A 24,398-nucleotide genomic window follows, 5' to 3' on the forward strand; every position below is an offset into this window, starting at 1 on the left:
AGTTATGTAGATAAAATTCCTTTTATCTACATAAACTATAATATTTAACCTGCAACACGCTTAATCTTAGCACCTAATAGTTGTAATTTTTCTTCGATACATTCGTAACCGCGGTCAATATGATAGATACGATCAATTAAGGTTTCACCTTCAGCCACTAAGCCCGCTAATACCAAGCTAGCAGAAGCACGTAAATCTGTAGCCATAACAGGTGCACCTTTTATCTTATCAACACCCATCACAATAGCTGTATTACCCTCGATAAGAATATGAGCGCCCATACGATTCATTTCATAAACATGCATAAAACGATTTTCAAAAATCGTTTCTGTTACGGTACCTGTACCCTCTGCTATTGCATTTAAAGCAATAAACTGAGCTTGCATATCGGTAGGGAAAGCAGGATAAGGTGCTGTACGAATATTAACGGCTTTAGGGCGATTACCTTTCATATCTAAGGCAATCCAATCTTTACCTGTATCTATAAATGCGCCAGCTTCTTGTAGTTTTAGTAAAACGGCTTCAAGAATATGTGGATCAGTATCTTTTAACTTAACTTTACCACCTGTAATAGCAGCAGCAACAAGGTAAGTACCTGTTTCAATACGGTCTGGCATCACTCGAAAATTAGTACCTTGTAAACGCTCAACACCATTAATAGTAATAGTATCTGTACCTGCACCAGCAATATGACCACCCATTTGATTAATCATATTAGCAAGGTCAATCACTTCAGGCTCTTTAGCAGCATTTTGTAAAACCGTTTGGCCTTTAGCCAGTGCTGCAGCCATCATTAAATTTTCTGTACCTGTTACACTCACTGTATCGAATAGGAAATTAGCACCATGCAAGCCTTCTGGTGGTAATTCTGCCTTAATATAACCATCCTCGATATTGATGATCGCACCCATAGCTTCAAGACCGCGTACATGTAAATCTACAGGTCGGGAACCAATCGCACAACCACCAGGTAATGCTACTTCTGCTTTACCAAAACGAGCAAGCATTGGGCCTAATACCAGAATAGATGCTCGCATAGTTTTCACTAAATCATAGGGCGCTACTAGGGTTTTAATCGTTGATGCATCTACTTCTAAACTAAGCTTTTCATCGATAGTAGGCTGAATACCCATACAGCCAAAAAGCTCAATCATGGTTGTAATATCATGCAAGTGCGGTAAATTAGATACAGTGGAGGGCGTATCCCCTAATAGGGTACAAGCTAAAATAGGTAAAGCCGAGTTTTTTGCACCAGAAATACGTATTTCACCATTAAGCGCAACACCACCTGTAATCTTTAACTTATCCATTCAATTCTCTCTAAATAATTATGATCTTAATTACGTTCTGCCCAATCACTACGTGTATAAAACTTCATAGTAATTGCATGAATACGTCCATCAGCAATCCAAGGATTAAGATGGCTATAAATTTGTTGTTGACGCTTAACAGGGCTTAACGCACATAACTCATCACTAATAATATTTAGTTGAAAATTACAGCCTTCACCTTCCACTTCAACCTGTGAATTTAGTAGTTGTTCCTCTAAAAATTTCTTAACTTCCGCTGGTTGCATTCACTTATCCCACTATACTTAATTTACATTTACTACCTTAAAATCATCAGCCAAAGGTAATATTTCTGTTACTCCTGAAAACTTAGCAATTTCATCCAAGTCTTCGGTTAATGATTTAATGGTCAGGCTCTTACCTGCTTTTTTAGCATCACGAATTAATGATAAAACAAGTGACAATCCCACACTACTAGTACGTGTAACACCTGAGCAATCTAATGTAAAAGCATTAGCTGAACTATTTTTAATAATAGTTTCACTTTGCTCATAAAGATGTTTACCACTACGATAATCTAACTGCCCACTAAGTAATAACTCACCAGTACTACCCTCTTTCAGGGTAGCTAGTGTAGTATTTGTCGTTACATCACTCACAAATGGATACCTTAATCTTTATCAGCTGATTCTTGAGCACGTTTTACTGCATCAGCCCAATTGTTAATAACATAATCTAAGTTATCGTTATTATTACGCATTTCACTAGCAAATTGATCGCGGAATAATTTACCAATATTTAAACCATTAACAACAACATTTCTAATGACCCATTTACCATCTAATTTAACCATTGTATAAGAAACTGGATAAATAGTATTGTTATTACCTCTTAACTCCATCGCTACACTAACACGATCAGGACTATCTGTAGGAGTAGTTCTTAATACTTTAATACCTTGGTTCTCATACTCAAGTAAAGCATTACCATAAAACTGCATTAAACCTTTTTCAAAGTTAGTTTTAAAGGTTTCCATTTGTTGCGGTGTTGCACGACGTGAATATTTTACTGTCATCACACTACGTGCTACTCCATCCACGTCTACTACAGGACTTAAAATACTATGTAATGACTCATGGAATGTAGCAGGATCTTTTTTATATTTTGCTCTATTGGCATTAAGATCCTTTAATAACACATCTACTGTGGATTGAACTACTTGTTGTGGTGTTTGCTCTGCTGCAAAAATAGCAGTTGAAAAAATAGCTAATATACATGTAAAAATTAAATAGCTGTATTTTTTAATCATCATTCTCTTAGTTCCTTATGATTAATTAGTAATATTTGGGTTAGTTTTAACTAATTCTTTTAAAGTATCATTCATTGTCTGTAATTGTTTAGCAACCTCTTTACCACTATCATCAGAACCCATAACAAACTTGTTAATTAAGTCTTCTAACACTAGCGTTGATTGCGTATCTTTAATAACAGAACCCTCTTTTAATACTTCTTCTTCACCACCTAAGCTAAAACCCACATACTTTTCACCTAATAGGCCTGCTGTATAAATGATGGCAGTAGAATCTTCAGGTAAATAGTTAACATCACCATTTAACTCCAAAGTTACTTTAGCTTGATACTGTTTAGGCGCCATTTCAATAGCTGTTACTTTACCAATTGTTACGCCAGCAAAAGCAACACGTGAACGCACTTTTAAACCATCCACATTATCAAAATAAGCAGTTACTTTATAAGAACCCTGACCGGTATCTCCTAAAGTTAAACCACTCACTCTAAATGCTAACAAAGCAAGCGCCAATATACCGGCCAATACAAAAAGACCTACGGTAATCTCAAGGGCACGGTTATTCATTAAATCTCTCCAAACATTAATGCTGTTAAAATAAAATCCAATCCTAAAATGGCTAATGATGAATACACCACAGTTTTGGTAGTAGCTCTACTAATACCTACAGAAGTCGCTTCACAAGAATATCCTTGATAAACCGCAATCCATGTAGCAACAAAGGCAAACACCACACCTTTTATCAAGCCATTACAAACATCATAACCAAAACGAACACTGCTTTGCATATTGCCCCAGTAAGAACCATCAAATACTCCTAACCAGTCAACGGCAACCATTGCACCACCCCAAATACCTACCACTACGAAAATAGTAGCTAGTAATGGCATACTAATAAAACCCGCAATTAAACGAGGGGCTATGACATATTTGAGTGGATCAACACCAAAGGTTTCTAAACCTGATAGCTGTTCAGATGCCTTCATATTACCAATTTCTGCCGTTAATGCTGATCCTGCACGGCCAGCAAATAACAACCCAGTAACTACAGGTCCTAATTCACGTAGTAAACTTAAAGCAACCACTTGGCCCACAGCCTCTGCTGAAGCATAGCTAATTAGAATATTATAGCCTTGCAGGGCCATAATCATACCAATAAATAGACCTGAAACAACAATAATAGGCAGTGATAAAACACCCACAAAATAAATCTGTTTCACTAATAATTGAAAATGTTTACCTGGGCCAGGTCGACCTATCAATGACATAGCTAGAAAAATAGCCGCATTACCCAAGCTTGCTATAATATCAATAGCTGATCGTCCTAATAACTGGATGCGACCTAATAAACCTTTACTTGTGCTTTCCATTAATCAGCTCCCAGTAATGCTTTTTGATAATCGTCAGCTGGGAATTGAAAATGAATAGGCCCATCAGGTTCACCCATTATAAACTGGCGAACACGTGGATCATCCATCTGTTTTAACTCCTCAGGTGTACCATGACCTAATACCTGCGCATTGCCTACTACATAAATATAGTCAGCAATACTACAGGTTTCATCAATATCATGGGATACAATAATACTGGTAATACCTAATGCATCATTTAATAACTTAATTAGGCGTACTAGTACACCCATGGCAATTGGATCTTGCCCTGCAAAAGGTTCATCATACAATAGAATTTGTGGATCCATAGCAATAGCGCGTGCTAAAGCCACCCGACGCTTCATCCCACCAGACAATTCATCAGGTGCTAAATTAGCGGCACCTCGTAAACCCACTGCTTGTAACTTCATAAAGACAATGTCTCTAATCATCTGTTCAGGCAAGTCAGTATGAATACGTAAAGGGAAAGCCACATTTTCAAAAACATTCATATCTGTAAAAAGTGCGCCACTTTGAAAGAGCACACCCATTTCTTTACGCAAATCAAATAAGTCACTACGGCTTAGATCAGGAATATTCCTACCGTCAATCATCACTTTTCCCTGATTTGGTAACAGTTGACCACTGATTAAATTTAATAAGGTTGTTTTACCACAACCAGATGGCCCCATAATGGCAGTAATTTTGCCATGGGCAATGGTCATATCAATATCTTTAAAAATATAACGGTCACCACGCTTAAAGGACGTATTTTGTAATTCCACAGCATAGCTGCTATTAGGCGACACTCTATTCTCCTTAAATTATTATTACTTTTTAATGTAATCTAATTAGTGATATCTCTCTATTCTAACCGATAACTCAGAATATAAAATGAATCTACACTAAATTTAATAATATTATTTACGTATAAAAATAATTTATTGCTATAATTATACTTTTAATCATCCAGATTGTAGTTACTAAATGGAAAACAAATTCAACTTTATTGAAACAGCCAAACGCACTATAGAGCTAGAGCTACAAGCTATTAAGTCATTAAAAGAACACATTAATGAGAATTTTGTAACAGCTTGTAAACTCATTTTAGGTGCACAAGGTCGTATTGTTGTATTAGGTATTGGTAAATCTGGGCATATTGGTCGTAAAATTGCTGCCACACTTGCCAGTACAGGTACTCCTGCTTTTTTTGTACATCCTGCTGAAGCCAGTCATGGCGATATGGGCATGATTACTAAACAAGATATTGTATTAGCCATTTCTAACTCTGGCTCAACAGCAGAAATAACTACCCTATTACCACTGATTAAACGCTTAGGCATTACTTTAATTACCATGACAGGTAATGTTAACTCGCCATTAGCACAAGCAGCCAATATAAATCTTGATGTCAGTGTTACCCAAGAGGCATGCCCTCTTAACCTAGCCCCCACTTCCTCTACTACAGCGACTCTCGTATTAGGTGATGCCTTGGCTATTGCCCTTTTAGAGGCTAGAGGCTTTACTGCTGAGGACTTTGCTTTCTCACATCCAGGTGGCGCATTAGGCCGTCGCTTACTATTGAAAGTGTCTGACATCATGCATACAGGTAAAGAGTTACCAAAAGTTTCTCTCACCACCCCACTTAAAGAAGCACTTTTAGAAATGTCACGAGTAGGACTTGGTATTGCACTAGTTGTTGACTCAGCGGACAAACTACTGGGTGTATTTACTGATGGTGACCTAAGAAGAACCCTTGATCGCGATGCAGATATCCGTCATCTCACTATTGAGCAAGTAATGACTGCACGCAGTAAAACAGCTCGTCCTGAAATGCTAGCGGCAGAAGCATTAAAAATCATGGATGACCACAAAATCAGTGTACTTCCTATTGTTAACGAGCAACAAAACCCAATCGGCGTGTTACATATTCATGATCTAACTCGAGCAGGTGTCATTTAAATATGTTACATTTCACTGAACGCGCTAAAAAAATCAAACTCGCTGTGTTTGATGTCGATGGTGTTATGACTGATGGTCGTCTATACTTTCTACCTGATGGCACTGAGTTTAAGACATTTAATACCCTAGATGGTTTAGGTATTAAAATGTTAATGCAAGTGGGAATACAAACCGCTGTAATTACAGGTCGCAGTAGTACTGTTGTAGAAAATCGAGTTAAAAACCTTGGTATCCAACACTATTTTCATGGTCGTGAAGACAAATTGACTGCATTAGATGAATTATTAGCAAAAACCTCATTTAGCTACGAGCAAGTAGCTTATTTAGGTGACGACCTACCAGACCTTCCAGCCATTAGATGTGCGGGCATAGGTATGGCAGTAGCTAATGCCAACAATTTTGTTAAACAACATGCCTTGGCTGTAACTGAAGCGAAAGGTGGTAAAGGAGCTGTTCGTGAATTCTGCGAACGTATATTACTAGCACGAGAGCAATTAGAAACTCTCCAACAACAGTATTTATAAACAATGACTAGAAGCTTTATTTATAAAATCGGTATTTTGCTATTACTTGTAGCATTAGTGGCTATTTTTGAGTATTTTGAAGAAGATACTATAAAAATAGATACAAAATTTATGAATAAACCTACTATTGATTACTTTGCCAATGATGTAAATGTTGTTCAGTATAATGAAAATGGCACTACAGATTATAAAATGACAACAGAGAAACTGACTCATGTTGAAGAAACAGATATTAGCTACTTAACAAATCCTACAGCACATATTTATAAAGAAGCTGCACACCCATGGTTTATTAGAAGCGATAAAGGTGAAGTTGGCCCTAAGGGTGATGAAGTCAAATTAATTAATAATATCAAAGGTACTCAAATTGACGAACAGGGTCAAACCAATACTTTTGAAATTGGACAAGTAAAAAATCAATCTGACCCCATAAAATATGGTCAAGTAATGATCTATCCTGATAAAAAATATGCAGAGTCTAGTGACTACGCTATTGTCACTTCAGCAGATGGTGAATCATCAGGCAATGGGGTTAAAGCTTATTTTGAAACAAATCGAATACAAATTTTGTCTAACGTGAGGACAAAAATAAATAGAGGCCAGAATGCGAATTAAATACCTAATTATATTAGCAGCATTATTAATGGGAACTCAAACAGCATCCTATGCTTTACCCACTGATAGTCAACAACCTATTCATATTCAAGCAGATACTGCTGACTTGGATAATAACAAAGGGGTATTAGTGTATCGTGGTAATGTGATAATTACTCAAGGTAGTATGAAAGTTATGGGACATACTGTCACCATTACTCGTAATAAAGAGGGTGGAATTCAGGTGATGACCTCCCAAGGTAATCCAGCTTACTATGAACAAAAGCCTTCAGCAGATGATCCTGTTATTAAAGCCTATGGCAAAACCATACAATATCAGCTAACTAACAAAAAAGTTATATTGATTGACAATGCTAAAGTAATTCAAAAAAATAATGTGTTTACTGGTGATAAAATTGTTTACGATACAGCACGTAAATTGATTAGTGCAGGCAATAAAACAACCACTACTACTTCCACCAATAAGCCAGGTCGCATTAACATGGTACTTGAACCAGAGAAGAAGAAATAAGCTAATGACTACACTCGCAGCAAGTAACTTAATTAAAACCTATAATGGCCGTAAAGTTGTTAACGGTGTTAGCCTATCTATTGAGAGTGGTCGTATTGTTGGCTTACTCGGCCCTAATGGTGCAGGTAAAACCACGAGTTTCTATATGATAGTTGGTTTAATTCACCCTGAACAAGGCATCATCACTATCGATGGTAAAGATGTAACCAACCTACCTATGCATGGTCGTGCTAAAGCAGGTATTGGTTACCTACCTCAAGAAGCTTCTATTTTCCGTAAACTCACTGTTACTGAAAATATTATGGCTATTTTGGAATTGCGTAAAGATATAACAGCCACACAACGTAACCAAACCTTAGAAAGTTTGTTGAATGAATTTCATATTAATCATATCCGTAACAATACGGGCATGAGCCTTTCAGGTGGTGAAAGACGTCGTGTTGAAATTGCTAGGGCACTAGCGAGTAACCCTAAATTTATATTACTCGATGAACCCTTTGCAGGGGTTGACCCTATTTCTATTAACGATATTAAACAGATTATTTATCATTTAAGAGATAGAGGCATTGGTATCCTGATTACTGACCATAATGTACGTGAAACATTAGATATTTGCGAAAAAGCCTATATTGTGAATGAAGGAAAAATTATTGCCCAAGGCAGTTCTGAAGATATCTTAAATAATCAAATTGTAAAAGATGTATATTTAGGCCAAGAATTCCGCCTTTAATACTGCTTAATCAATACTCAAAAAAGCCAATAAACAAATTATTGGCTTTTTTATTACTCTATCTGTTAATCAACTAACTCTCTTTTAGTCTTTAACTGCCTTTCCTTAGCTATTGCTAACGGATTGCCCATTGTAGATTGTTTAGTATTATCTGGAAATAAAGCATCATAAGACTTTAATTTACCATTAGGATCACCTATCCAGCGAGTTTTAACTGCATAATTAGCATTAACCAAACTGTTCTCAGGTAAATAATTATCATAAGTTAAACCAGCCAAATCAGATAAAGTATGAATTAAATGACTTGAACTATAAGGGCGATTAACCATCGACTGTAAATTCCGTTTATGCTCTTGTTGCCAACTAGGTGATGTCCATACCATAAAAGGAACCGTATACATACCTTTCGTAGGAGCCGCTTCATTACGTCCTAAAATCTTATGCTGAGGATCGCCATAAACCTCTTCCCCATGATCTGATAAATAAACTAAAAAGCCATAAGGATCTGTTGCAGCAAACTTTTTAATTAATGTAGATACCACATAATCATTATAAAGCACTGCATTATCATAACTATTATAAATAGCGACCTGCTTCGCATCTAAATTATCGGGAACAACTTTATCTCTCCCTTCAAATTTACTAAACTCGTCAGGATATCTATATTTATAATTCATATGAGTCCCTAACAAATGAACCACAATAAGCTTTTTAGGTGCAGGGTCATTTAAGACCTTAGCAAAAGGTTCGAAAACCACTTCATCATGTTGCTCTGCATTCTGGCTACGTTGATTATTTAAATAAAACTGCTCATCTGCTATTTGTGAAAACGTAGTAAGCATGGTATTACGTTTTGTCATGGTTTGCTGATTAGTTATCCAAAATGTTTTATAACCTGCTTGCTTCATCAAATTAATAAATGATGGCTCTGTTAAATAACGATAAGGATTTTGCTGATCCCCAAAAGTTAATGCCTGTTGTAACATTTCAATAGTATAAGGACGAGCAGCCACTACATTATTAAAAACTACTAATCCTTTATCTGTTTTTTGTATCTGTTGCAAATTTGGTGTTGTATCACGAGGATAGCCATATAATCCCATATGTAGCCGTGAAGTAGACTCCCCTATCACCAATACAAATGTTCTTGGTGCATCCCCATTCATATCATGCAAATTAGTTAATGGTGGTAAAGACGCGTTATTATCTAATAACTTTTGCATATTAGTTAATTGTTGTTGATATTGATAATAACCAACCGCTAATTGCCAAGGTACTGCTGGCTCCATACGAATAAATGCTTTTTCAGACGCAACAGCTAAAGGTTCTTGCTTTTTTATCATTCTATTAGCAAGCGGATAGCCCATCACACTGATAAATATAAATAAACACACTGTATAAGTTATTAACTGATTAGGAAAATAAATAGCTCGTACTTTACGCCACAATAAAAAACCACCTATGGTATAAGCTATCAATATACTTAATAAAGTTATGCTAAAGTATTGGCTAATATATTCACTTGCTTCTGCTGGATTTGACTCAAACATAATAAAAATTACACTTTGAGAAAACTCCTGCTGATAAATTATGTAATAGCCTAAACTACCTAATGAAGCAGCCCACAATACAATACCAATAACAGCTGCTATTTGTTTGGTGTAATTTGGTATTAATAATAAAGGTATCAACCATAAGGTACTTAAATAGAAGCTATTTCTTAACCCTTCAAAACCTGCTGTACCAGAGAAAAAGATTAGTGACTGTATAACACCAGAAAAATACCAAAAGAATAGCAACGACCAAACAAGTACTTTCCAATCAAATACTTTTTTTGACTCATCAATTTGCTGAACGTAATCCACGCTATACCCAACTTTGTCATACTATAATGGATGCAGAATACAAAACAGCCTGTCAAATTTATGTAAAATAATTGTAGTAACCATGTAAATAGGTTGTATTTTTAATAAATTTATACACTTTTCTTAAAAAATAATATGTTTGTTTAAATTGCTAAAAAACTATCCACAAATTCTGTTGATAACAGTTTAAAAATTCCCTATAGCCTTGCTAACAAGTACCTTTGGCTTAAATTGGCTACTTTTTAAATCATATTTTTCTTCATATTTTTCAACAACTTATATAAATACAAAAATATTTAAAATAACTTGACAAGAAAAGGCTAGATTTTTCAAGCGCTGTGAATAAGTCAAGCTATTTTCTTTGTTTATTGGACTAAAAGCTATAAAAATATTGGCTTAAATCAAGCAAACAACTATCGACTCATAAACAACATTTAATTTATTATTATTCAATAAGTTATAAATAATTCAAGGTCTATTTATTCATAACAATAACCAATCTATTAGTTAACTAATAGATTGGTTAATATTTTTGCTTTAATTATTTGAAACATTTACTTGTTCAGAGATAAATTTAGGTGTTGTAACAGTGTCCACTAAATACACTATACTATGATAGTTAATGCCACTATGCTCACTTAACCCAATTTCACAAGTACGACTATTGGAAACACCTTGCTTACAATGCTTAACAGCATCTTTAAGACGACGCAAAGAATGTGCATTGAGTTCTGGTGTATTAAATCCTTTATCACCCGCAAATCCACAACAATGAATATCTTCAGGAATAACCACTTGTTTTGTAGTACAACTTCTTACAATATCTAAAAATGCTTGATTTTCAGCCAAATGTTGGCTACTACAAGTGATATGTAACGCAATATCTTCTTCTATAGGATGAAATTCTAAACGCTCTAATAAAAACTTATGAATAAATTCTACTGAATCATAAACATTTAGATTAATTCCCCGTGCTTTAACTGCCTCTATCACGTGTAAACTGCAAGAGCTTGTATCCATATAGATTGGATCTTCACCATTACGGCTGGCGACAAGCAAGGCTTCTATTAACTCATTTATTTTTTTGGTAGCTTGCTCGGGATACCCTTTAGACTCAAACGGTTGACCACAGCAAAGATCATTCACCCATTCTGGCAAGACCACTTGATAACCTGCTTTTTGTAAAAGCTGTTTAGTTTTATCCACTAATTGCACTTGATTAATATCTTTAACAGCAGGCCCCATCATCCGAGATACACAAGTAGTAAAGTAAACTACTCGAGGACGATTATCTGTTTGTGGTGGTACAAATCTTAACGGTTCACCTGCTGTAGGCATTGCATTAGACCAACGAGGTATATGATTAAAACTTAACTTACGCAAGCCATGAGTAATTCCTTCCATCATTGGAGTACCCAATATATGCTGTGCTTTAGCAGCTACAGTAAAAGTAAAACGTGCTCCTTTTAATGCAGTTGCAAAATGATTATCTATCCAATTAGCCATTTTGGTATGAGTTACTGTATCAGCACGTAACTTTCTGATTAAGTCGCCTGTATTAATTTCTAATGGACAACGCATACCACATAAACCTGTAGCAGCACATGTTTCAACACCATAATAATGGTACTGTTTTAATAACTCACTAACATCTTCCCCTGCTCGTTTTCTAGCTTGAATATCACGCCAAATTACAATCCGTTGACGTGGAGATAAGGTTAAATCTTTAGCAGGGCAAACAGGTTCACAAAAACCACATTCCATACAACGGTCAACTAACTCATCAGCTGCAGGTAATGGTTTTAAATTTTGTAAATGTATCTCTTTATTTTTAGATAATACAACATCAGGGCTCAGAATGTGTTTAGAGTCAAAAAGCCGTTTAATCTTCCACATTAACTGCCAAGCCTCAGTTCCCCACTCTAACTCAACAAAGGGCGCCATATTACGACCTGTACCATGCTCAGCTTTCAATGCGCCACCAAACTCAACCGCTACTAACTGAGTAACATCATTCATAAATGCTGAATAACGTGCTACTTGCTCTGCATTACTAAAATCTTGGGTAAATACAAAATGCAAATTACCATCTAAGGCATGACCGAATAAAATAGCTTCATCATAATGGTGTTTATCAAACAACTCGATTAAACGATTTGCGCCCTCAGCCAATCGCTCAATAGGGAAAGTAACATCTTCAATAATTACCGTAGTACCTACTTTACGAACGCCTCCTACTGCTGGGAAAGTACCTTTACGGATAGCCCATAACTTGCTATATTCCGCAGGGTTTTGAGTAAAATCTATTTTTTGCTCAGTAGGAAACTGCTTAATAGACTCCATAATTTGCTTTAACTGCTCATTTAATAAGCTAGGACTCACTGCCCGTGACTCTATTAATAAGGCACAAGCATTATCTGATAAGGTTTTTACCCATTCTGGTAAGCCCGGTTTATTTTCTACCGAACGTAAACTACGACGATCAAGCATCTCCACAGCTGAAACTGGCTGTTGTTTTAAAATAGGTACAGCTTTACAGCAAGTTTCAATATCTGGGAACACAATAAAGGCACTGGCCTTAAAAGGATGTTCAGGTACTGTGTTATAAGTAACTGCACTAATAAAACCTAAAATACCTTCAGACCCCACCATAATATGCTTTAAAATATCAATAGGCTCATCATAATCCACCAATGCATTAATAGATAAGCCTGTGGTGTTCTTTAAACGGTATTTATGGCGAATTTTATCCGCCAACTCCGTATTAGCACGAGTATCTTTGGCTAATTGTGCTAACTCTTCTAATAACCAGTTATGAGTTTGTTTAAAAGCTTCTACACTCTCAGGATTTTCGGTATCTAGTACCGTACCATCAGCTAATACAACGCGAATATCTTGAATCGTACTATAACTATTCTGAGCAGTACCACAACACATACCACTGGCATTATTGGCTAAAATACCACCTATTTTACAGGTATCAATAGAGGCTGGATCAGGCCCTATTTTTTGACCATAAGGCAATAACCATTTATTGGCCTGCGCACCTATCACTCCCGGCTGTAAACGAATCTGTAAACCATCATTACGGATATCCTTACCATTCCAACTATCACCTAATACCAATAACACAGAGTCAGTAGAAGCTTGTCCAGATAAACTAGTGCCCGCAGCCCTAAAAGTAACTGCAACTTGCTCTTTATAAGCAGCCTTTAAAATAGCTACTATCTCTTCCTCACTTTCAACACGAATTACTAACTTGGGGATTAAGCGGTAAAAGCTAGCATCTGTTCCATAAGCCAAAGTAGTCATCGGATCTGTAAAACGACGACTTTCTGGTATCAATAAATTAACAGCATGGAGGAAATTATTTGGCAAATTAGTCACGGTGTGCACAGTCATAGTAAAACCTATTTGTTTTGTCCATTCAGGCAATAATAAATTATTATAAAAAATACAAACTATTATATAACGGTTCTGTTCATATCATTAAAAATCTATATTTAAATAGATTTCTATCATCATTTATAGGCAAATATTACAAAATATCAATAAATCTATTAGAATACTATTCTACTAAAAACTAACTAATTATAAGAAGAGACTTTATGGATCAAAGCAGTTATGGCAAAAAGATTTTATCAATATTATTTATAATCACTATTGCACTGCAAGCAGCAAGTGTATTTTTACAAGGTACTTATAATATTATTATTCTAGCAGCATGTTTAATAATAGGTTTTCTTATTTGGCGATTTCTAACTGATAAACATACACAACAATTTATAGAATTAGAAGTGACTGAACGTGCTTCCCATTTAATTGGTGCTTTACAACAGGCTATTGCTCAAAAAGTATTAGAAGAACCATTATTAGCATCCCAAAATACCAATCCTCGTCAACTTAATACAAGATTACATATCTCCTCACTGTACTTACTACTCTGTATTGTTGGTATTCGCCAATCAAAAGGTAAAGCAAACTATACATCTAGCAAACAATTTAATAACTTACTAGAACATACAACACCTACCTTACAAAAAGTATATCTCACACGTGGCACTAAGAAAGAACGAATTCCTGAATTAACTAAAAATAATTATCAACAGATAAAACAATTAATTACTAGTTATTGTAACTATACCAAAAAATACAATAGTGACCCAACCTTACCTATCCAAGCATGGTTTGAAGAAAAAAGCCGTATTAATTTATCAGACCAATCCTATATTTTCAGAAATTTAAGCGAGCATGCTGTTGATGAAACTGAAATACAGTTAATAAGGGAACTATGTCGCCCTAAAAAACATACTAAAGTACTTGAAAAAATTAGAGATAAGACAGAAACATTTATGGGGCTTATCAACCAATCTAAACGATCTGTTTTACAACAACAGGGCAATGAGATATTAGACTACCACTATATTGAGCAATACCTATCTGCTTTTCTATTAATTTTTGGCTTAATTATTATTAAAGAATCTAATGGTAATGCTAGCTATATGCAGGGTATTGAATACCAGGCCTTAAAAAATAAAGCCTCAACAATTATTAAGTCAATGATTTTAAATAGCCGTCATTTAGGTGTAGAGTCATTAGATCAAAAACAAATTGAAGAACTTATTGGCTTTATGGATAAACAATTGCCTTCTGTAGAAATGGCCTGTTTAGATTATTTCAAAGCAGCCCAAGGACAAATGCAAACACCTGAAATATACCTTCTGGAATGGTTTAAAACAACCACTAATACCAGTTTAACAGGCAAAACTAATCTACCCTTTACATTAAATCAGTATGTACAACAAATTCTATCAATAGATTCAAAAGAATAAATAGCAAATTAATTTGAATTAGACAAAAATAAGGTATTTAGACAAAAAAACTAGCGATAACAAAGCATCGCTAGTTTTTTAGATTAGAACAAATAGAACTATAGTTTTGTTTCCACATAAGCTTCATCACGAAGCTGTTGTAGCCAAATTTGTAATTCCTGATCATATTTACGACCATAAAGAATATTCATGGCTTGTTGTTTACGGTATTCTGCACTGTTATCTGTAGAACGACGACCTTCTACTTGTAGGATATGCCATCCGTAACGACTTTTAAATGGTTGTGATATCTGACCTACAGGCAACTCATCCATTACCTTACGGAACTCAGGTACTAATGTACTAGGATCAATCCAATTTAAACTTCCCCCCCGGTGTGCAGAACCAGGATCATCCGAGAAGCTTTTAGCCAACTGAGCAAAATCTTCCCCAGCCATAATACGTTGATATAAACGATCAGCTAATTTTTTAGTGTCTTCTTCACTACGTATTTGACTTGGCTTTAATAAAATATGGCGAACACTGGTCTCATCTTGTAAATGAGCTGCTCCACCTCTTTTATCCATTACTTTTAAGATGATTAAACCACCTGGTGTACTGACAGGCTGTGTAAAATCACCTACTTTCAAACCATGTATTAACTGGTCAAATGGTGGTGGTAATTGTGCTGCTTGACGCCAACCAATTTCTCCACCCTCTAGCGCTTTATCACCACTAGAGCTAGTCATCGCTAACTTAGCAAAATCAGCACCATTTTCTAACTGTCGATAAATATCAGTAGCTTTTTGTTCTGCTTTTTGGATTTCAGCATAAGAACTTCCCTGAGATACAGGAACTAAAATACTGGCTAAATAATATTCTTCTGATAATTGAGCTTTACCTATTTCAGAATTTAAAAAGTTTTTAACTTCCTGATCAGTAATACGTATTTTCTCACCAATCACTCGTTGCCGCACACGATTAATAAGAATTTCTCGACGAATCTGATCTCTTAAGGCAGTCAACGATAATCCTTCATTTTGTAAAACCTTTTTAAACTGATCCATGTTTAAGTTATTACGTTTTGCCACATCAGCAACCGCTTGATTAACTTCTTCATCATCAGCTGTAATACCATAACGGTTAGCCAATTGAATTTGTAAATCCTCAACAATCAATCTATCTAGTACTTGTTTTACCAAAACATCCTGTGGTGGCAAATCACCACCACGCTTAGATACAGTCTGAACAACCTCTTCTACCCTACTATCTAATTGACTTTTCATGATGACATCATCATCAACAATAGCAATTACACGGTCTAAACTTTTTACTTGTGCAGAGGTGAACCCAGAAAAAACTACTAATACTGAGAATAATACCAGCCAAAAATTAGAAACTTTGATCTTCACGTTTACGATAACCCTCAATACCTTTATCTAGGAAACCATTAGCACCGCTGCCATAAACATTACCTAACCCTTTAAACACTATTTGGAAGAAAATGCCTCGATCAGATGTACTATTAGTACGACTTAGAATACTCTCATCATATTTTTGCCAATAACGTCCCACTACACGGAACTGCCAACAACAACTATCATACTCAATACCACCAAATGAGTCCAAAGTACGATTACGGTTATAGTCATATTGCCAGCGTCCAATTAAACTCCAGCGCGGAATAATTGGCCAGATAAAAGATGTATCAGCTTGTTTTATCTTATAGTAATCTTTAATAGTATCATTTCGCCAAGCACCATACTGATAATAATGACGAGTCATATCACCAGACTGCTGCCACTTACTTGTCCACCAATTATAAGCTACATTATCATCACGATAACGGAAACCTATATTAAATATCTTATTAAGATTACTTTCTGGTTGATAATGTAACATCACACTACCAGACTCTGTCTTACTATCTTCAGGACTCCAGTTGTAATCTGCTGATAATCGCCAATCACGATTGAAACGATACAAATATTGTAAAGCAATGGGCGATGTATCATTAGTAGCTAAGTTTCTTTGCCGCCAATCAATACCTGGCATTTGCACTTTACGGTCTTTAAAGTAATAAGCTTGCCCAACACTTACACGTTGACGCTCAAAACCATTATCTTCTAACAAGCGGCTCGTTAAGCCTAAAGAGACTTGATTAGTATCACCTATGCGATCACGTCCTGAGAAACGATTCGTTCTAAATAAGCTATCATAGCCAAATGGAGTTTCTGATGTATCAAAAATAGGGATATCATTTTGTTTTTCATAAGGTACATAGAGATACATAGCACGTGGTTCTAAAGTTTGTTTAAAGTTAGTACCAAACCAATTTACCTTACGATCAAAATATAAACCTGAATCTACTTTATAAATGGCTACCCCACGATCAACACTATTCTTAAAGCGTTGTCCTTCTGCTAACATTTGTTGTTTACCTTTATGATCCAAATCTAAATCATAATTGGTATAAGCATATTGCACAGAAGGTGTAATGTAACCCCAAGAAGCTTTCATTGGTAAGCTAACTTCAGGTGCCACATAAGCACGATTACCATTTGCCCTCATCAATCCTTGAATTAAATAATCTGGATGATAAGTCATGTATTGCAAATCAGGATCGGATTGATAGTTAAAATTATCATAGGTTTTATTTTCTAAGTCACGATCAAAACGTACATACTCAGCATCATAATCAAAGTTTAAACCACCCGGAGTAAAGGGTAACTTACCTGTTAAAGTTAACTGAGGTAAACGATCATAGGCTGTAATGCTACTTATTGTAGCCATTTGGTAAGCATGCACATTAATAGCAGCAGTAAAACTATCGCCACGATAAGTTAATTTACCTTTTTGATTCACATAAGCCTGGCTATTTACCCCATTACTATTAATATCCAAATCTTCAAAGTAGAAAGGATCACTAATACGAGTAAAATCTACCTCTGCTAACCAACGTGAATTCATACCTGTTGTATTTTGCCAGCTATACATCCAACGATTACGCGTATCCTCACCATAAACTTTACGGTCTTCATCAATATCACCATTATCATTCAAATAAGCAGCAGCAAATTGCCCTTGACTGCTTTCTGTTAAATAACGAAACTCACCTTCCATCAATAAACCACGTTTAGTCATTAGTTGTGGATAAAGGGTAAAGTCATAATTAGGCGCTAAATTAACATAATAAGGTGCTAATAACGTGAAACCATTGTCGCCGCTGGAACTAAAGCTAGGCATTAAAAAACCGGTTTGACGACGTTTATCAATAGGGAATGAAATATAGGGCGAATACATTACCGGAATATCTTTTACCCTTAAGGTAGCATTAGTGGCTGTACCACGGCCTGTGTCACGATTTAAAACAACATTATTACCACGAATTGTCCAAGTATTATCACTTGGCTCACACCGTGTAAAAGTACCATCTTTTAAGCGAATCAGACCATCAGAACTACGCTTGATATAACGAGCATTACCACGATAATGGGTTTGATGTACCACAAATTCTGCATTTTCAACCTGCGCTTCACCTTCTGACAACTTAACTTCAGCGCTATCGCCAACAACTAATGCACCAACATCACGTAACTTAACATTACCAGACAAGGTACCAATATTATCAAGACGGGATAAATCGGCTTGGTCTGCTTCTATTTGCAAAGAACCTTGTTGTAGAACCACATCTCCTGCCAAAGTGCCCACTTGATTTTCTTGATTATAACTTGAGGTATTAGCAGCAATATAAGTGGGTGCCTCATCTATAGGAGTCTTATCATTCATGCCCACACGATTTGGTTCAATATAACTACCTTCACAATACATACCGATTTCAGCAAGTTGTGCAGGTGTTAATTGATCTCTTGGTACCCAGTCAAGATGGCTATAGTCTTCACTACGACTAGTTAAGACACGTCCTTTATTTTCAGTTGCTAAAGGTGTTGTTGCCTTAGTAGTTTTTTTACCATCTGCTTTAGCTACAGTTACAGTAGGGTCTACAGAAGTAGTAGGACGTGGTGGCAAACTGGCGGAACGTTCAGCTGTAGAACAATCCCATCCACCAGATGCAGAAGGACGGCAAGCAAACTGATTATTATCAGCAAAAGTAACTGGTGCAAAGGCCAAAGGCTGCAATAACAAAAAGCTGCCAGTTACTAACAAAGGTATTTTTTTGTGAAAAACGGTAGTTTTAACTGCCATCTTAAAATAATCCAAAATTCCTATAGCCCAAAATCAGGCAAATATACTCTCGATGATCGAGCAAAGATAGTGGATAATAAAGCATCATTACGTTAACTGCTAGCCCTTTTGGAGAAGCAATTTATGAATAACGACTTACGTCTAGCCCAATTAACCACTTGGCTATCCTCTCTAACCCTTGATTTACCCTTCTTCAAAGGCAAACTAAATGAAGGTGACATATTATTAACAGCGGCTAGTAGTGATGCAAGTTTTCGTCGTTATTTTAGACTTTACTTAAATAATCAATCACTAATAGTGATGGATGCCCCACCGCCACAAGAAAATAAAAATTGCCAACCCTTTATCAAAGTAGCTGGCTTACTTGCCAAACAAGGATTAAATGTTCCACAAACTCTAGCTGCTGATCTTGAGCAAGGTTTTTTATTGCTATCAGACCTCGGCACCCAAACATGGCTAGAAATACTTACTGAGCAAAATGCAGATAAACTATTCCCACTTGCCATTGATAGCTTAATTAAGCTGCAACAAGCGCCTTTATCCACTGAGCTTCCTGAATATAATGAAACTCTTTTACAAAGAGAATTATTACTCTTTCCTGAATGGTACCTTAACAAACATTGTAACATTGTCTTTACAGAAACTCAGCAACTACTATGGGAAAAAATTTGTAAAAAACTCATTGACAGTGCTTTACAACAGCCAAAAGTGCTTGTACACCGTGACTATATGCCACGCAATTTAATGTTCAGTAACATTAATCCAGGGGTATTGGATTTCCAAGATGCTGTTTATGGGCCAATTACTTATGATATTACCTGTCTTTTTAAAGATGCTTTTATTAGTTGGCCGCAAACAAAAGTGGAACAATGGTTATTACACTATTGGCAGCAAGCACAGCAACAAGGTATTACTATTCACAATAATTTTGATGACTTCTTATTAGCCAGTGACTTAATGGGAGTACAACGCCATCTTAAAGTAATTGGGATTTTTGCTCGGATACGACATAGAGATAATAAACCCCGTTATGTGCAAGATGTACCACGCTTTTTCAACTATATTAATGAAGTGATTAAACGTCGTCCCGAACTTAATGACCTTAAAGATCTATTAAACCAACTTTCATTACCCGAGAACAAACAATGAAAGCAATGATACTTGCTGCTGGTAAAGGTGAACGTATGCGTCCTCTTACCTTAACCACACCTAAACCATTAATTCCTGTGAATGGCATACCTCTTATTGAATATCATATTAAAGCATTGGCTAAAGCAGGTTTTACAGAATTAGTCATTAACCATGCTTGGTTAGGCCAACAAATAGAAAATTATCTGGGTAATGGCGAACAATTTGGTGTATCTATTCGGTATTCAGCGGAAGGAGAACCTTTAGAAACAGGAGGCGGAATTTTAAAAGCATTACCTCTTTTAGGTAACCAACCTTTTTTAATAGTCAATGGTGATATTTTTTGTAACTACCCTTTTATACAACTAAAACGCTCTATTAATCATCTAGCTCATTTAGTATTAGTTAATAATCCACAACATGTGGCTAATGGTGACTTCGCTCTCACTCAAGATAATATTGTATTAAATGAAGCTGAACAAAAATATACTTATTCAGGTATAGCTATTATTAACCCAAAACTTTTTGCCAACTGCGCTGAAAAAGCTTTTAAATTAGCTCCACTGTTAAGAGAAGCTATGCAACAGCAACAAGTAACTGGTGAGTTATTTACAGGTGATTGGGTAGATGTAGGAACTGTCGAACGTCTTAAACAAATAGAAGCTAAGCAAAAGCAGCCAAAAGAATGAAGGTCATTTCCCTTCATTCTTATGAAAATATTACAAATAAATATAACCTTCTAAATAAAGAACGCCTTTTCCTTCAATCACTACTCGATCACCTTTAACCTCACATAATAACTTACCGCCTCGCGCAGAAGCCTGATAAGCAGATAGTTGGGTCTTATTTAATTGCTCTGCCCAATAAGGAGCTAATCCTGTATGAATCGAACCTGTTACTGGATCTTCATCAACACCATGATTAGTTGCAAAAAAACGTGAAACAAAATCATATTCTTTACCAGGTGCTGTGATCGTTACAGAATAAGGATCCAGCTGACAGAGTTGCTCACCATTAGCCACTACATCACGTACCTGTTGCTCATTCTCATAAATAGCAAAATAGGCTTGAACGTTACGCACCACTCGCTGTGGCTTTATACTTAGCCCCGCTAACAACTCCTGTGGTGGATTATCAATTACCTCAGTAGGTTTTCTATTAGGAAAATCCATCTGTATAAAACCATTCTCTCCCTTATAAATAATTAATTGCCCTACTTGCTCAGTGGTAAACACTACTTCATTTAATGATTCATTTTCATGGAATAAAACAAAAGCACTGGCTAAGGTAGCATGGCCACAAAAAGGTACTTCTACGGTAGGAGTAAACCAACGAATATGATACTTATTACCTGTAACCTGTTTAATGAAAGCAGTTTCTGCTAAATTATTTTCAGCTGCAATCTGCTGCATTTGAGACTCAGACAACCACTCTGCTAATGGTATAACTGCCGCAGGATTGCCTTGAAATAGCGTATCAGTAAATGCATCTACCTGAAACATTTTTAATTTCATTATTGTTTTCTCCACTCAAGTTTTACCATTAAATACTCTCTGTTATCATTGCTAGGAATATATACCAGCATAATGCTAAAATAAAGCGTTCTATCTACTTTAAATCACTATGAAAGAAACTGATAATATTTTTGCTACTGCTCTGGAAAAAGTGCCTGATTTCGTTTTTAACGAAGATGTCGTAAACGTTTTTCCAGATATGATCAAACGATCTGTACCCGGCTACCCTACTATTGTAGAAAATATTGGGGTAATCGCTGCGCAATATGCTCAACCCTATAGTTTACTGTATGACTTAGGTTGTTCCTTAGGCGCAGTAACTCAAGCTTTGCGCCGTCATGTAAAACAACCAGACTGTCGTATTCTAGCGATTGATAACTCAGCACCTATGGTACAGCGCTGCCAAGAGTATTTAACTGCACAACAAGCCATGTACCAAGAACTTGTGCCTACACAAGTAATACAAGATGACATTGTAACTATGGATTGGCAAGCAGCTTCTGTAATTACTATGAATTTCACTTTGCAGTTCATTAAGCCTGAGCAGCGTTTAGAAATACTTAAAAATATTTATAACATTCTTGATAAAAAAGGCGCATTATTACTTTCCGAAAAAGTTCGCTTTGATGACAGTCATGCACAACATATTCTCAATGATTTACATTTGGCATTTAAAAGAGCTAATGGCTACAGCGAACTTGAAATAGCTCAAAAGCGTACAGCTATTGAAAATGTAATGAAAATAGATACACTTGCTATTCACCAGCAAAGGCTACATGATGCTGGTTTTTCCAAAGTAACTGTCTGGTTTCAATGTCTTAACTTTATTTCTCTTATTGCCTTACCATGATTGACTTAACTGACTTAATACCCCTCTTAGCAAAAACCAATCTACAAGCATGGGCACGCCAACTACCCCAACTAGTAGAAAAGAGACTAGCTAGAGAACATGGTGACTTACCTCGCTGGCGAGCTGCTATCGCGGAACTACCAGAACTTAATGTTGAACATATCGAATTAGCCAAAGAGTTTGCTATTAACGGCGCTATTTCTGAACAACAACACACCCAACTAGAACAAGCCTTACGCAAACTAATGCCTTGGCGTAAAGGTCCTTTCAAAACATTCAATACCTTTATAGATACCGAATGGCATTCTGACTGGAAATGGAATAGAGTTAGTCCCCATCTTAATCTACAAGATAAACATATTTTAGATGTAGGTTGTGGCAATGGTTATTACCAATGGCGTATGTTAGGCGCAGGTGCAAAATATGTATTAGGCATTGACCCTAATTTACTCTTTATGTGCCAATTTTTAGCCATCAAAAAATACCTTCCTGATTTACCTGTATGGACATTACCTTTTACCTTAGATGACTTTCCCCAACAGTCAGAAAGTTTTGATGTAGTATTCTCAATGGGTGTACTGTATCATCGTCGCTCCCCTATTGATCACTTGCTTGAGTTAAAAGACTGTCTTGTAAAAGGTGGGCAGTTAGTTTTAGAAACACTCATTATTGAGGGTGATGAACAACAAGCATTAGTTCCAGAAGATCGTTATGCACAAATGCGTAATGTATGGTTTTTGCCTTCAGTTCCCGCTTTAATACTGTGGTTAAAACGTGCTGGCTATAACAATATTCGCTGTGTTGATATCAGTCAAACCACTATTCAAGAACAGCGATCAACTGACTGGATGACTTTTCAATCGCTACCAGACTTTCTAGACCCTAATGATCACAACTTCACTATAGAAGGATTACCAGCACCTAAACGTGCTGTGATACTGGCTAATAAATAATTACTGTTAATATCTTGTAGTACAATAGTATATGACTATTTCGTTATTATTTTATAGTATGATTAAGTACTAAGTTAATTACTATTAAAGTAATTAGTGTTTATTCAAATTTAATGATTACTAACAGGTATTGTTATGAAAAAAATTTCTGCTCTTTGCCTTTCCACTGTATTAGGTTGTGCAAGCTTTTATGCATTAGCTAATGATAATACGCCTACTCAAGCAACTAATGCTAAACCAGCGCAAACAGATGTAAAAGCTCCACAAAAGGAAGAGCAAGGCATGAAACCTAAGGCATTAAAAGATGTTGCGCCTTATCCAGAAGCAACTGAAAACCAAAAACGTTATGCTATTTTCTTAGAGCCTAAACAGGATGAACAAAACTACAAAGTTGAACTTGTATTTGGCAAAAAAATTATGATTGATAGCTGTAACCGCTATATGCTTGGCGGTAGTGTTGAAGAGAAAGATTTACAAGGTTGGGGTTATAGTTATTATGTAGTAGAACAAGTAGGCCAACCTGCCTCTACAATGATGGCTTGCCCTAATAATGATAAACATGAAGCGTTTGTCCCAATGACAACTCAAACATTTACGCGCTATAACAGTAAATTACCTATCGTAGTTTATGCGCCTAAAGATGTTGAAGTTCGTTATCGTGTGTGGTCTGCCCCTGAAGAAACAACCCTAGTAGAAGCACAATAAGCTCTTTTATATAAAATAAAGCCTGTTAAATCCTAACAGGCTTTTTTATGCAAAAACAT

Annotated in this window: 23 protein-coding genes; 11 read left to right on the forward strand and 12 right to left on the reverse strand. The window is 36.0% G+C overall.

The features are described 5' to 3' along the window. Nucleotides 1-44: 44 nt before the first annotated feature. The 7 genes from murA to MTZ49_RS15015 are packed head-to-tail and all read right to left on the reverse strand — an operon-like array spanning nt 45 to nt 4,774. Nucleotides 45-1,310, reverse strand: coding sequence for a UDP-N-acetylglucosamine 1-carboxyvinyltransferase (murA, locus tag MTZ49_RS14985; RefSeq protein ID WP_264746256.1), 1,266 nt, complete (start codon nt 1,308-1,310; stop codon nt 45-47). A 26-nt stretch (nt 1,311-1,336) separates the two neighbouring features. Further along, a complete protein-coding gene (locus MTZ49_RS14990; protein WP_264746257.1) occupies nt 1,337-1,576 on the reverse strand; it encodes a BolA family protein in 240 nt (79 codons plus the stop codon). 18 nt (nt 1,577-1,594) lie between these two features. Further along, complete coding sequence (locus MTZ49_RS14995; RefSeq protein ID WP_264746258.1) at nt 1,595-1,948, reverse strand: lipid asymmetry maintenance protein MlaB; 354 nt, start codon at nt 1,946-1,948, stop codon at nt 1,595-1,597. 11 nt (nt 1,949-1,959) lie between these two features. Next, nucleotides 1,960-2,601 carry a phospholipid-binding protein MlaC gene (locus MTZ49_RS15000; RefSeq protein WP_264746259.1) on the reverse strand — a complete coding sequence of 214 codons (642 nt, stop codon included), beginning with the start codon at nt 2,599-2,601 and terminating at the stop codon, nt 1,960-1,962. 18 nt (nt 2,602-2,619) lie between these two features. Beyond that, nucleotides 2,620-3,162 carry an outer membrane lipid asymmetry maintenance protein MlaD gene (mlaD, locus tag MTZ49_RS15005; protein WP_264746260.1) on the reverse strand — a complete coding sequence of 181 codons (543 nt, stop codon included), beginning with the start codon at nt 3,160-3,162 and terminating at the stop codon, nt 2,620-2,622. Further along, nucleotides 3,162-3,965 carry a lipid asymmetry maintenance ABC transporter permease subunit MlaE gene (mlaE, locus tag MTZ49_RS15010; protein ID WP_264746261.1) on the reverse strand — a complete coding sequence of 268 codons (804 nt, stop codon included), beginning with the start codon at nt 3,963-3,965 and terminating at the stop codon, nt 3,162-3,164. The genes mlaD and mlaE overlap by 1 nt, the downstream gene beginning before the upstream one ends. Then, nucleotides 3,965-4,774 carry an ATP-binding cassette domain-containing protein gene (locus MTZ49_RS15015; protein ID WP_264746262.1) on the reverse strand — a complete coding sequence of 270 codons (810 nt, stop codon included), beginning with the start codon at nt 4,772-4,774 and terminating at the stop codon, nt 3,965-3,967. The genes mlaE and MTZ49_RS15015 overlap by 1 nt, the downstream gene beginning before the upstream one ends. 178 nt (nt 4,775-4,952) lie before the next feature. Between MTZ49_RS15015 and MTZ49_RS15020 the strand changes: the two genes are divergently transcribed. The 5 genes from MTZ49_RS15020 to lptB are packed head-to-tail and all read left to right on the forward strand — an operon-like array spanning nt 4,953 to nt 8,307. After that, a complete protein-coding gene (locus MTZ49_RS15020; protein ID WP_264746263.1) occupies nt 4,953-5,927 on the forward strand; it encodes a KpsF/GutQ family sugar-phosphate isomerase in 975 nt (324 codons plus the stop codon). A gap of 2 nt (nt 5,928-5,929) precedes the next feature. Further along, on the forward strand, nt 5,930-6,451 hold the full coding sequence (locus MTZ49_RS15025) for a KdsC family phosphatase (protein WP_264746264.1): 522 nt from the start codon (nt 5,930-5,932) through the stop codon (nt 6,449-6,451). 3 nt (nt 6,452-6,454) lie between these two features. Further along, nucleotides 6,455-7,066 carry an LPS export ABC transporter periplasmic protein LptC gene (lptC, locus tag MTZ49_RS15030; protein WP_264746265.1) on the forward strand — a complete coding sequence of 204 codons (612 nt, stop codon included), beginning with the start codon at nt 6,455-6,457 and terminating at the stop codon, nt 7,064-7,066. Further along, nucleotides 7,056-7,577 (forward strand): lipopolysaccharide transport periplasmic protein LptA, encoded by a 522-nt coding sequence (gene lptA / locus MTZ49_RS15035; RefSeq protein ID WP_264746266.1) that lies wholly within the window; start codon nt 7,056-7,058, stop codon nt 7,575-7,577. The genes lptC and lptA overlap by 11 nt, the downstream gene beginning before the upstream one ends. Before the next feature lie 4 nt (nt 7,578-7,581). Next, nucleotides 7,582-8,307, forward strand: coding sequence for an LPS export ABC transporter ATP-binding protein (gene lptB / locus MTZ49_RS15040; protein ID WP_264746267.1), 726 nt, complete (start codon nt 7,582-7,584; stop codon nt 8,305-8,307). 65 nt (nt 8,308-8,372) lie between these two features. Here the strand turns inward: lptB and cptA are convergent, their stop codons facing one another. Both cptA and MTZ49_RS15050 read right to left on the reverse strand, forming a co-directional pair. After that, a complete protein-coding gene (gene cptA, locus MTZ49_RS15045; RefSeq protein ID WP_413774158.1) occupies nt 8,373-10,172 on the reverse strand; it encodes a phosphoethanolamine transferase CptA in 1,800 nt (599 codons plus the stop codon). Nucleotides 10,173-10,709: 537 nt separating this feature from the next. Next, nucleotides 10,710-13,574, reverse strand: a complete 2,865-nt coding sequence (locus MTZ49_RS15050; protein ID WP_264746268.1) for an FAD-binding and (Fe-S)-binding domain-containing protein — start codon at nt 13,572-13,574, stop codon at nt 10,710-10,712. 206 nt (nt 13,575-13,780) lie between these two features. On the opposite strand from MTZ49_RS15050, the gene MTZ49_RS15055 reads away from it, so the two are divergent. Further along, on the forward strand, nt 13,781-15,004 hold the full coding sequence (locus tag MTZ49_RS15055) for a hypothetical protein (protein WP_264746269.1): 1,224 nt from the start codon (nt 13,781-13,783) through the stop codon (nt 15,002-15,004). A gap of 98 nt (nt 15,005-15,102) precedes the next feature. Here MTZ49_RS15055 and MTZ49_RS15060 read toward each other — a convergent pair whose 3' ends face one another. Next, nucleotides 15,103-16,395 (reverse strand): peptidylprolyl isomerase, encoded by a 1,293-nt coding sequence (locus tag MTZ49_RS15060; protein WP_413774159.1) that lies wholly within the window; start codon nt 16,393-16,395, stop codon nt 15,103-15,105. After that, complete coding sequence (locus MTZ49_RS15065) at nt 16,376-19,189, reverse strand: LPS-assembly protein LptD (RefSeq protein WP_264746270.1); 2,814 nt, start codon at nt 19,187-19,189, stop codon at nt 16,376-16,378. Before MTZ49_RS15065 ends, MTZ49_RS15060 begins: the two co-directional genes overlap by 20 nt. Nucleotides 19,190-19,312: 123 nt before the next feature. On the opposite strand from MTZ49_RS15065, the gene MTZ49_RS15070 reads away from it, so the two are divergent. Together MTZ49_RS15070 and murU are read left to right on the forward strand one after the other, a co-directional pair. Beyond that, on the forward strand, nt 19,313-20,338 hold the full coding sequence (locus MTZ49_RS15070) for an aminoglycoside phosphotransferase family protein (protein WP_264746271.1): 1,026 nt from the start codon (nt 19,313-19,315) through the stop codon (nt 20,336-20,338). After that, nucleotides 20,335-21,006, forward strand: coding sequence for an N-acetylmuramate alpha-1-phosphate uridylyltransferase MurU (murU, locus tag MTZ49_RS15075; protein ID WP_264746272.1), 672 nt, complete (start codon nt 20,335-20,337; stop codon nt 21,004-21,006). Before MTZ49_RS15070 ends, murU begins: the two co-directional genes overlap by 4 nt. A 30-nt stretch (nt 21,007-21,036) precedes the next feature. Here the strand turns inward: murU and MTZ49_RS15080 are convergent, their stop codons facing one another. Beyond that, the gene (locus tag MTZ49_RS15080) at nt 21,037-21,831 is read right to left on the reverse strand and encodes a PhzF family phenazine biosynthesis protein (protein WP_264746273.1); all 795 of its coding nucleotides are present in this window, start codon (nt 21,829-21,831) and stop codon (nt 21,037-21,039) included. 109 nt (nt 21,832-21,940) lie between these two features. Here MTZ49_RS15080 and cmoA point away from each other — a divergent pair, with 109 nt between their 5' ends. The 3 genes from cmoA (at nt 21,941) to eco (ending at nt 24,339) form a co-directional block, all read left to right on the forward strand. Continuing rightward, nucleotides 21,941-22,681, forward strand: coding sequence for a carboxy-S-adenosyl-L-methionine synthase CmoA (gene cmoA, locus MTZ49_RS15085; RefSeq protein ID WP_264746274.1), 741 nt, complete (start codon nt 21,941-21,943; stop codon nt 22,679-22,681). Then, a complete protein-coding gene (gene cmoB, locus MTZ49_RS15090) occupies nt 22,678-23,634 on the forward strand; it encodes a tRNA 5-methoxyuridine(34)/uridine 5-oxyacetic acid(34) synthase CmoB (RefSeq protein ID WP_264746275.1) in 957 nt (318 codons plus the stop codon). Before cmoA ends, cmoB begins: the two co-directional genes overlap by 4 nt. A gap of 135 nt (nt 23,635-23,769) precedes the next feature. Beyond that, a complete protein-coding gene (eco, locus tag MTZ49_RS15095; protein WP_264746276.1) occupies nt 23,770-24,339 on the forward strand; it encodes a serine protease inhibitor ecotin in 570 nt (189 codons plus the stop codon). Nucleotides 24,340-24,398 lie beyond the last annotated feature (59 nt).

Source organism: Entomomonas sp. E2T0, assembly GCF_025985425.1.
GTDB lineage: Bacteria > Pseudomonadota > Gammaproteobacteria > Pseudomonadales > Pseudomonadaceae > Entomomonas.

Coding starts and splice junctions, on each gene's coding strand:
- murA (WP_264746256.1), bottom strand. CDS start 1,310: ATGGATAAGTTAAAGATTACAGGTGGTGTTGCGCTTAATGGTGAAATA.
- MTZ49_RS14990 (WP_264746257.1), bottom strand. CDS start 1,576: ATGCAACCAGCGGAAGTTAAGAAATTTTTAGAGGAACAACTACTAAAT.
- MTZ49_RS15000 (WP_264746259.1), bottom strand. CDS start 2,601: ATGATGATTAAAAAATACAGCTATTTAATTTTTACATGTATATTAGCT.
- mlaD (WP_264746260.1), bottom strand. CDS start 3,162: ATGAATAACCGTGCCCTTGAGATTACCGTAGGTCTTTTTGTATTGGCC.
- mlaE (WP_264746261.1), bottom strand. CDS start 3,965: ATGGAAAGCACAAGTAAAGGTTTATTAGGTCGCATCCAGTTATTAGGA.
- MTZ49_RS15020 (WP_264746263.1), top strand. CDS start 4,953: ATGGAAAACAAATTCAACTTTATTGAAACAGCCAAACGCACTATAGAG.
- MTZ49_RS15025 (WP_264746264.1), top strand. CDS start 5,930: ATGTTACATTTCACTGAACGCGCTAAAAAAATCAAACTCGCTGTGTTT.
- lptC (WP_264746265.1), top strand. CDS start 6,455: ATGACTAGAAGCTTTATTTATAAAATCGGTATTTTGCTATTACTTGTA.
- lptA (WP_264746266.1), top strand. CDS start 7,056: ATGCGAATTAAATACCTAATTATATTAGCAGCATTATTAATGGGAACT.
- lptB (WP_264746267.1), top strand. CDS start 7,582: ATGACTACACTCGCAGCAAGTAACTTAATTAAAACCTATAATGGCCGT.
- MTZ49_RS15050 (WP_264746268.1), bottom strand. CDS start 13,574: ATGACTGTGCACACCGTGACTAATTTGCCAAATAATTTCCTCCATGCT.
- MTZ49_RS15055 (WP_264746269.1), top strand. CDS start 13,781: ATGGATCAAAGCAGTTATGGCAAAAAGATTTTATCAATATTATTTATA.
- MTZ49_RS15065 (WP_264746270.1), bottom strand. CDS start 19,189: ATGGCAGTTAAAACTACCGTTTTTCACAAAAAAATACCTTTGTTAGTA.
- MTZ49_RS15070 (WP_264746271.1), top strand. CDS start 19,313: ATGAATAACGACTTACGTCTAGCCCAATTAACCACTTGGCTATCCTCT.
- murU (WP_264746272.1), top strand. CDS start 20,335: ATGAAAGCAATGATACTTGCTGCTGGTAAAGGTGAACGTATGCGTCCT.
- MTZ49_RS15080 (WP_264746273.1), bottom strand. CDS start 21,831: ATGAAATTAAAAATGTTTCAGGTAGATGCATTTACTGATACGCTATTT.
- cmoA (WP_264746274.1), top strand. CDS start 21,941: ATGAAAGAAACTGATAATATTTTTGCTACTGCTCTGGAAAAAGTGCCT.
- cmoB (WP_264746275.1), top strand. CDS start 22,678: ATGATTGACTTAACTGACTTAATACCCCTCTTAGCAAAAACCAATCTA.
- eco (WP_264746276.1), top strand. CDS start 23,770: ATGAAAAAAATTTCTGCTCTTTGCCTTTCCACTGTATTAGGTTGTGCA.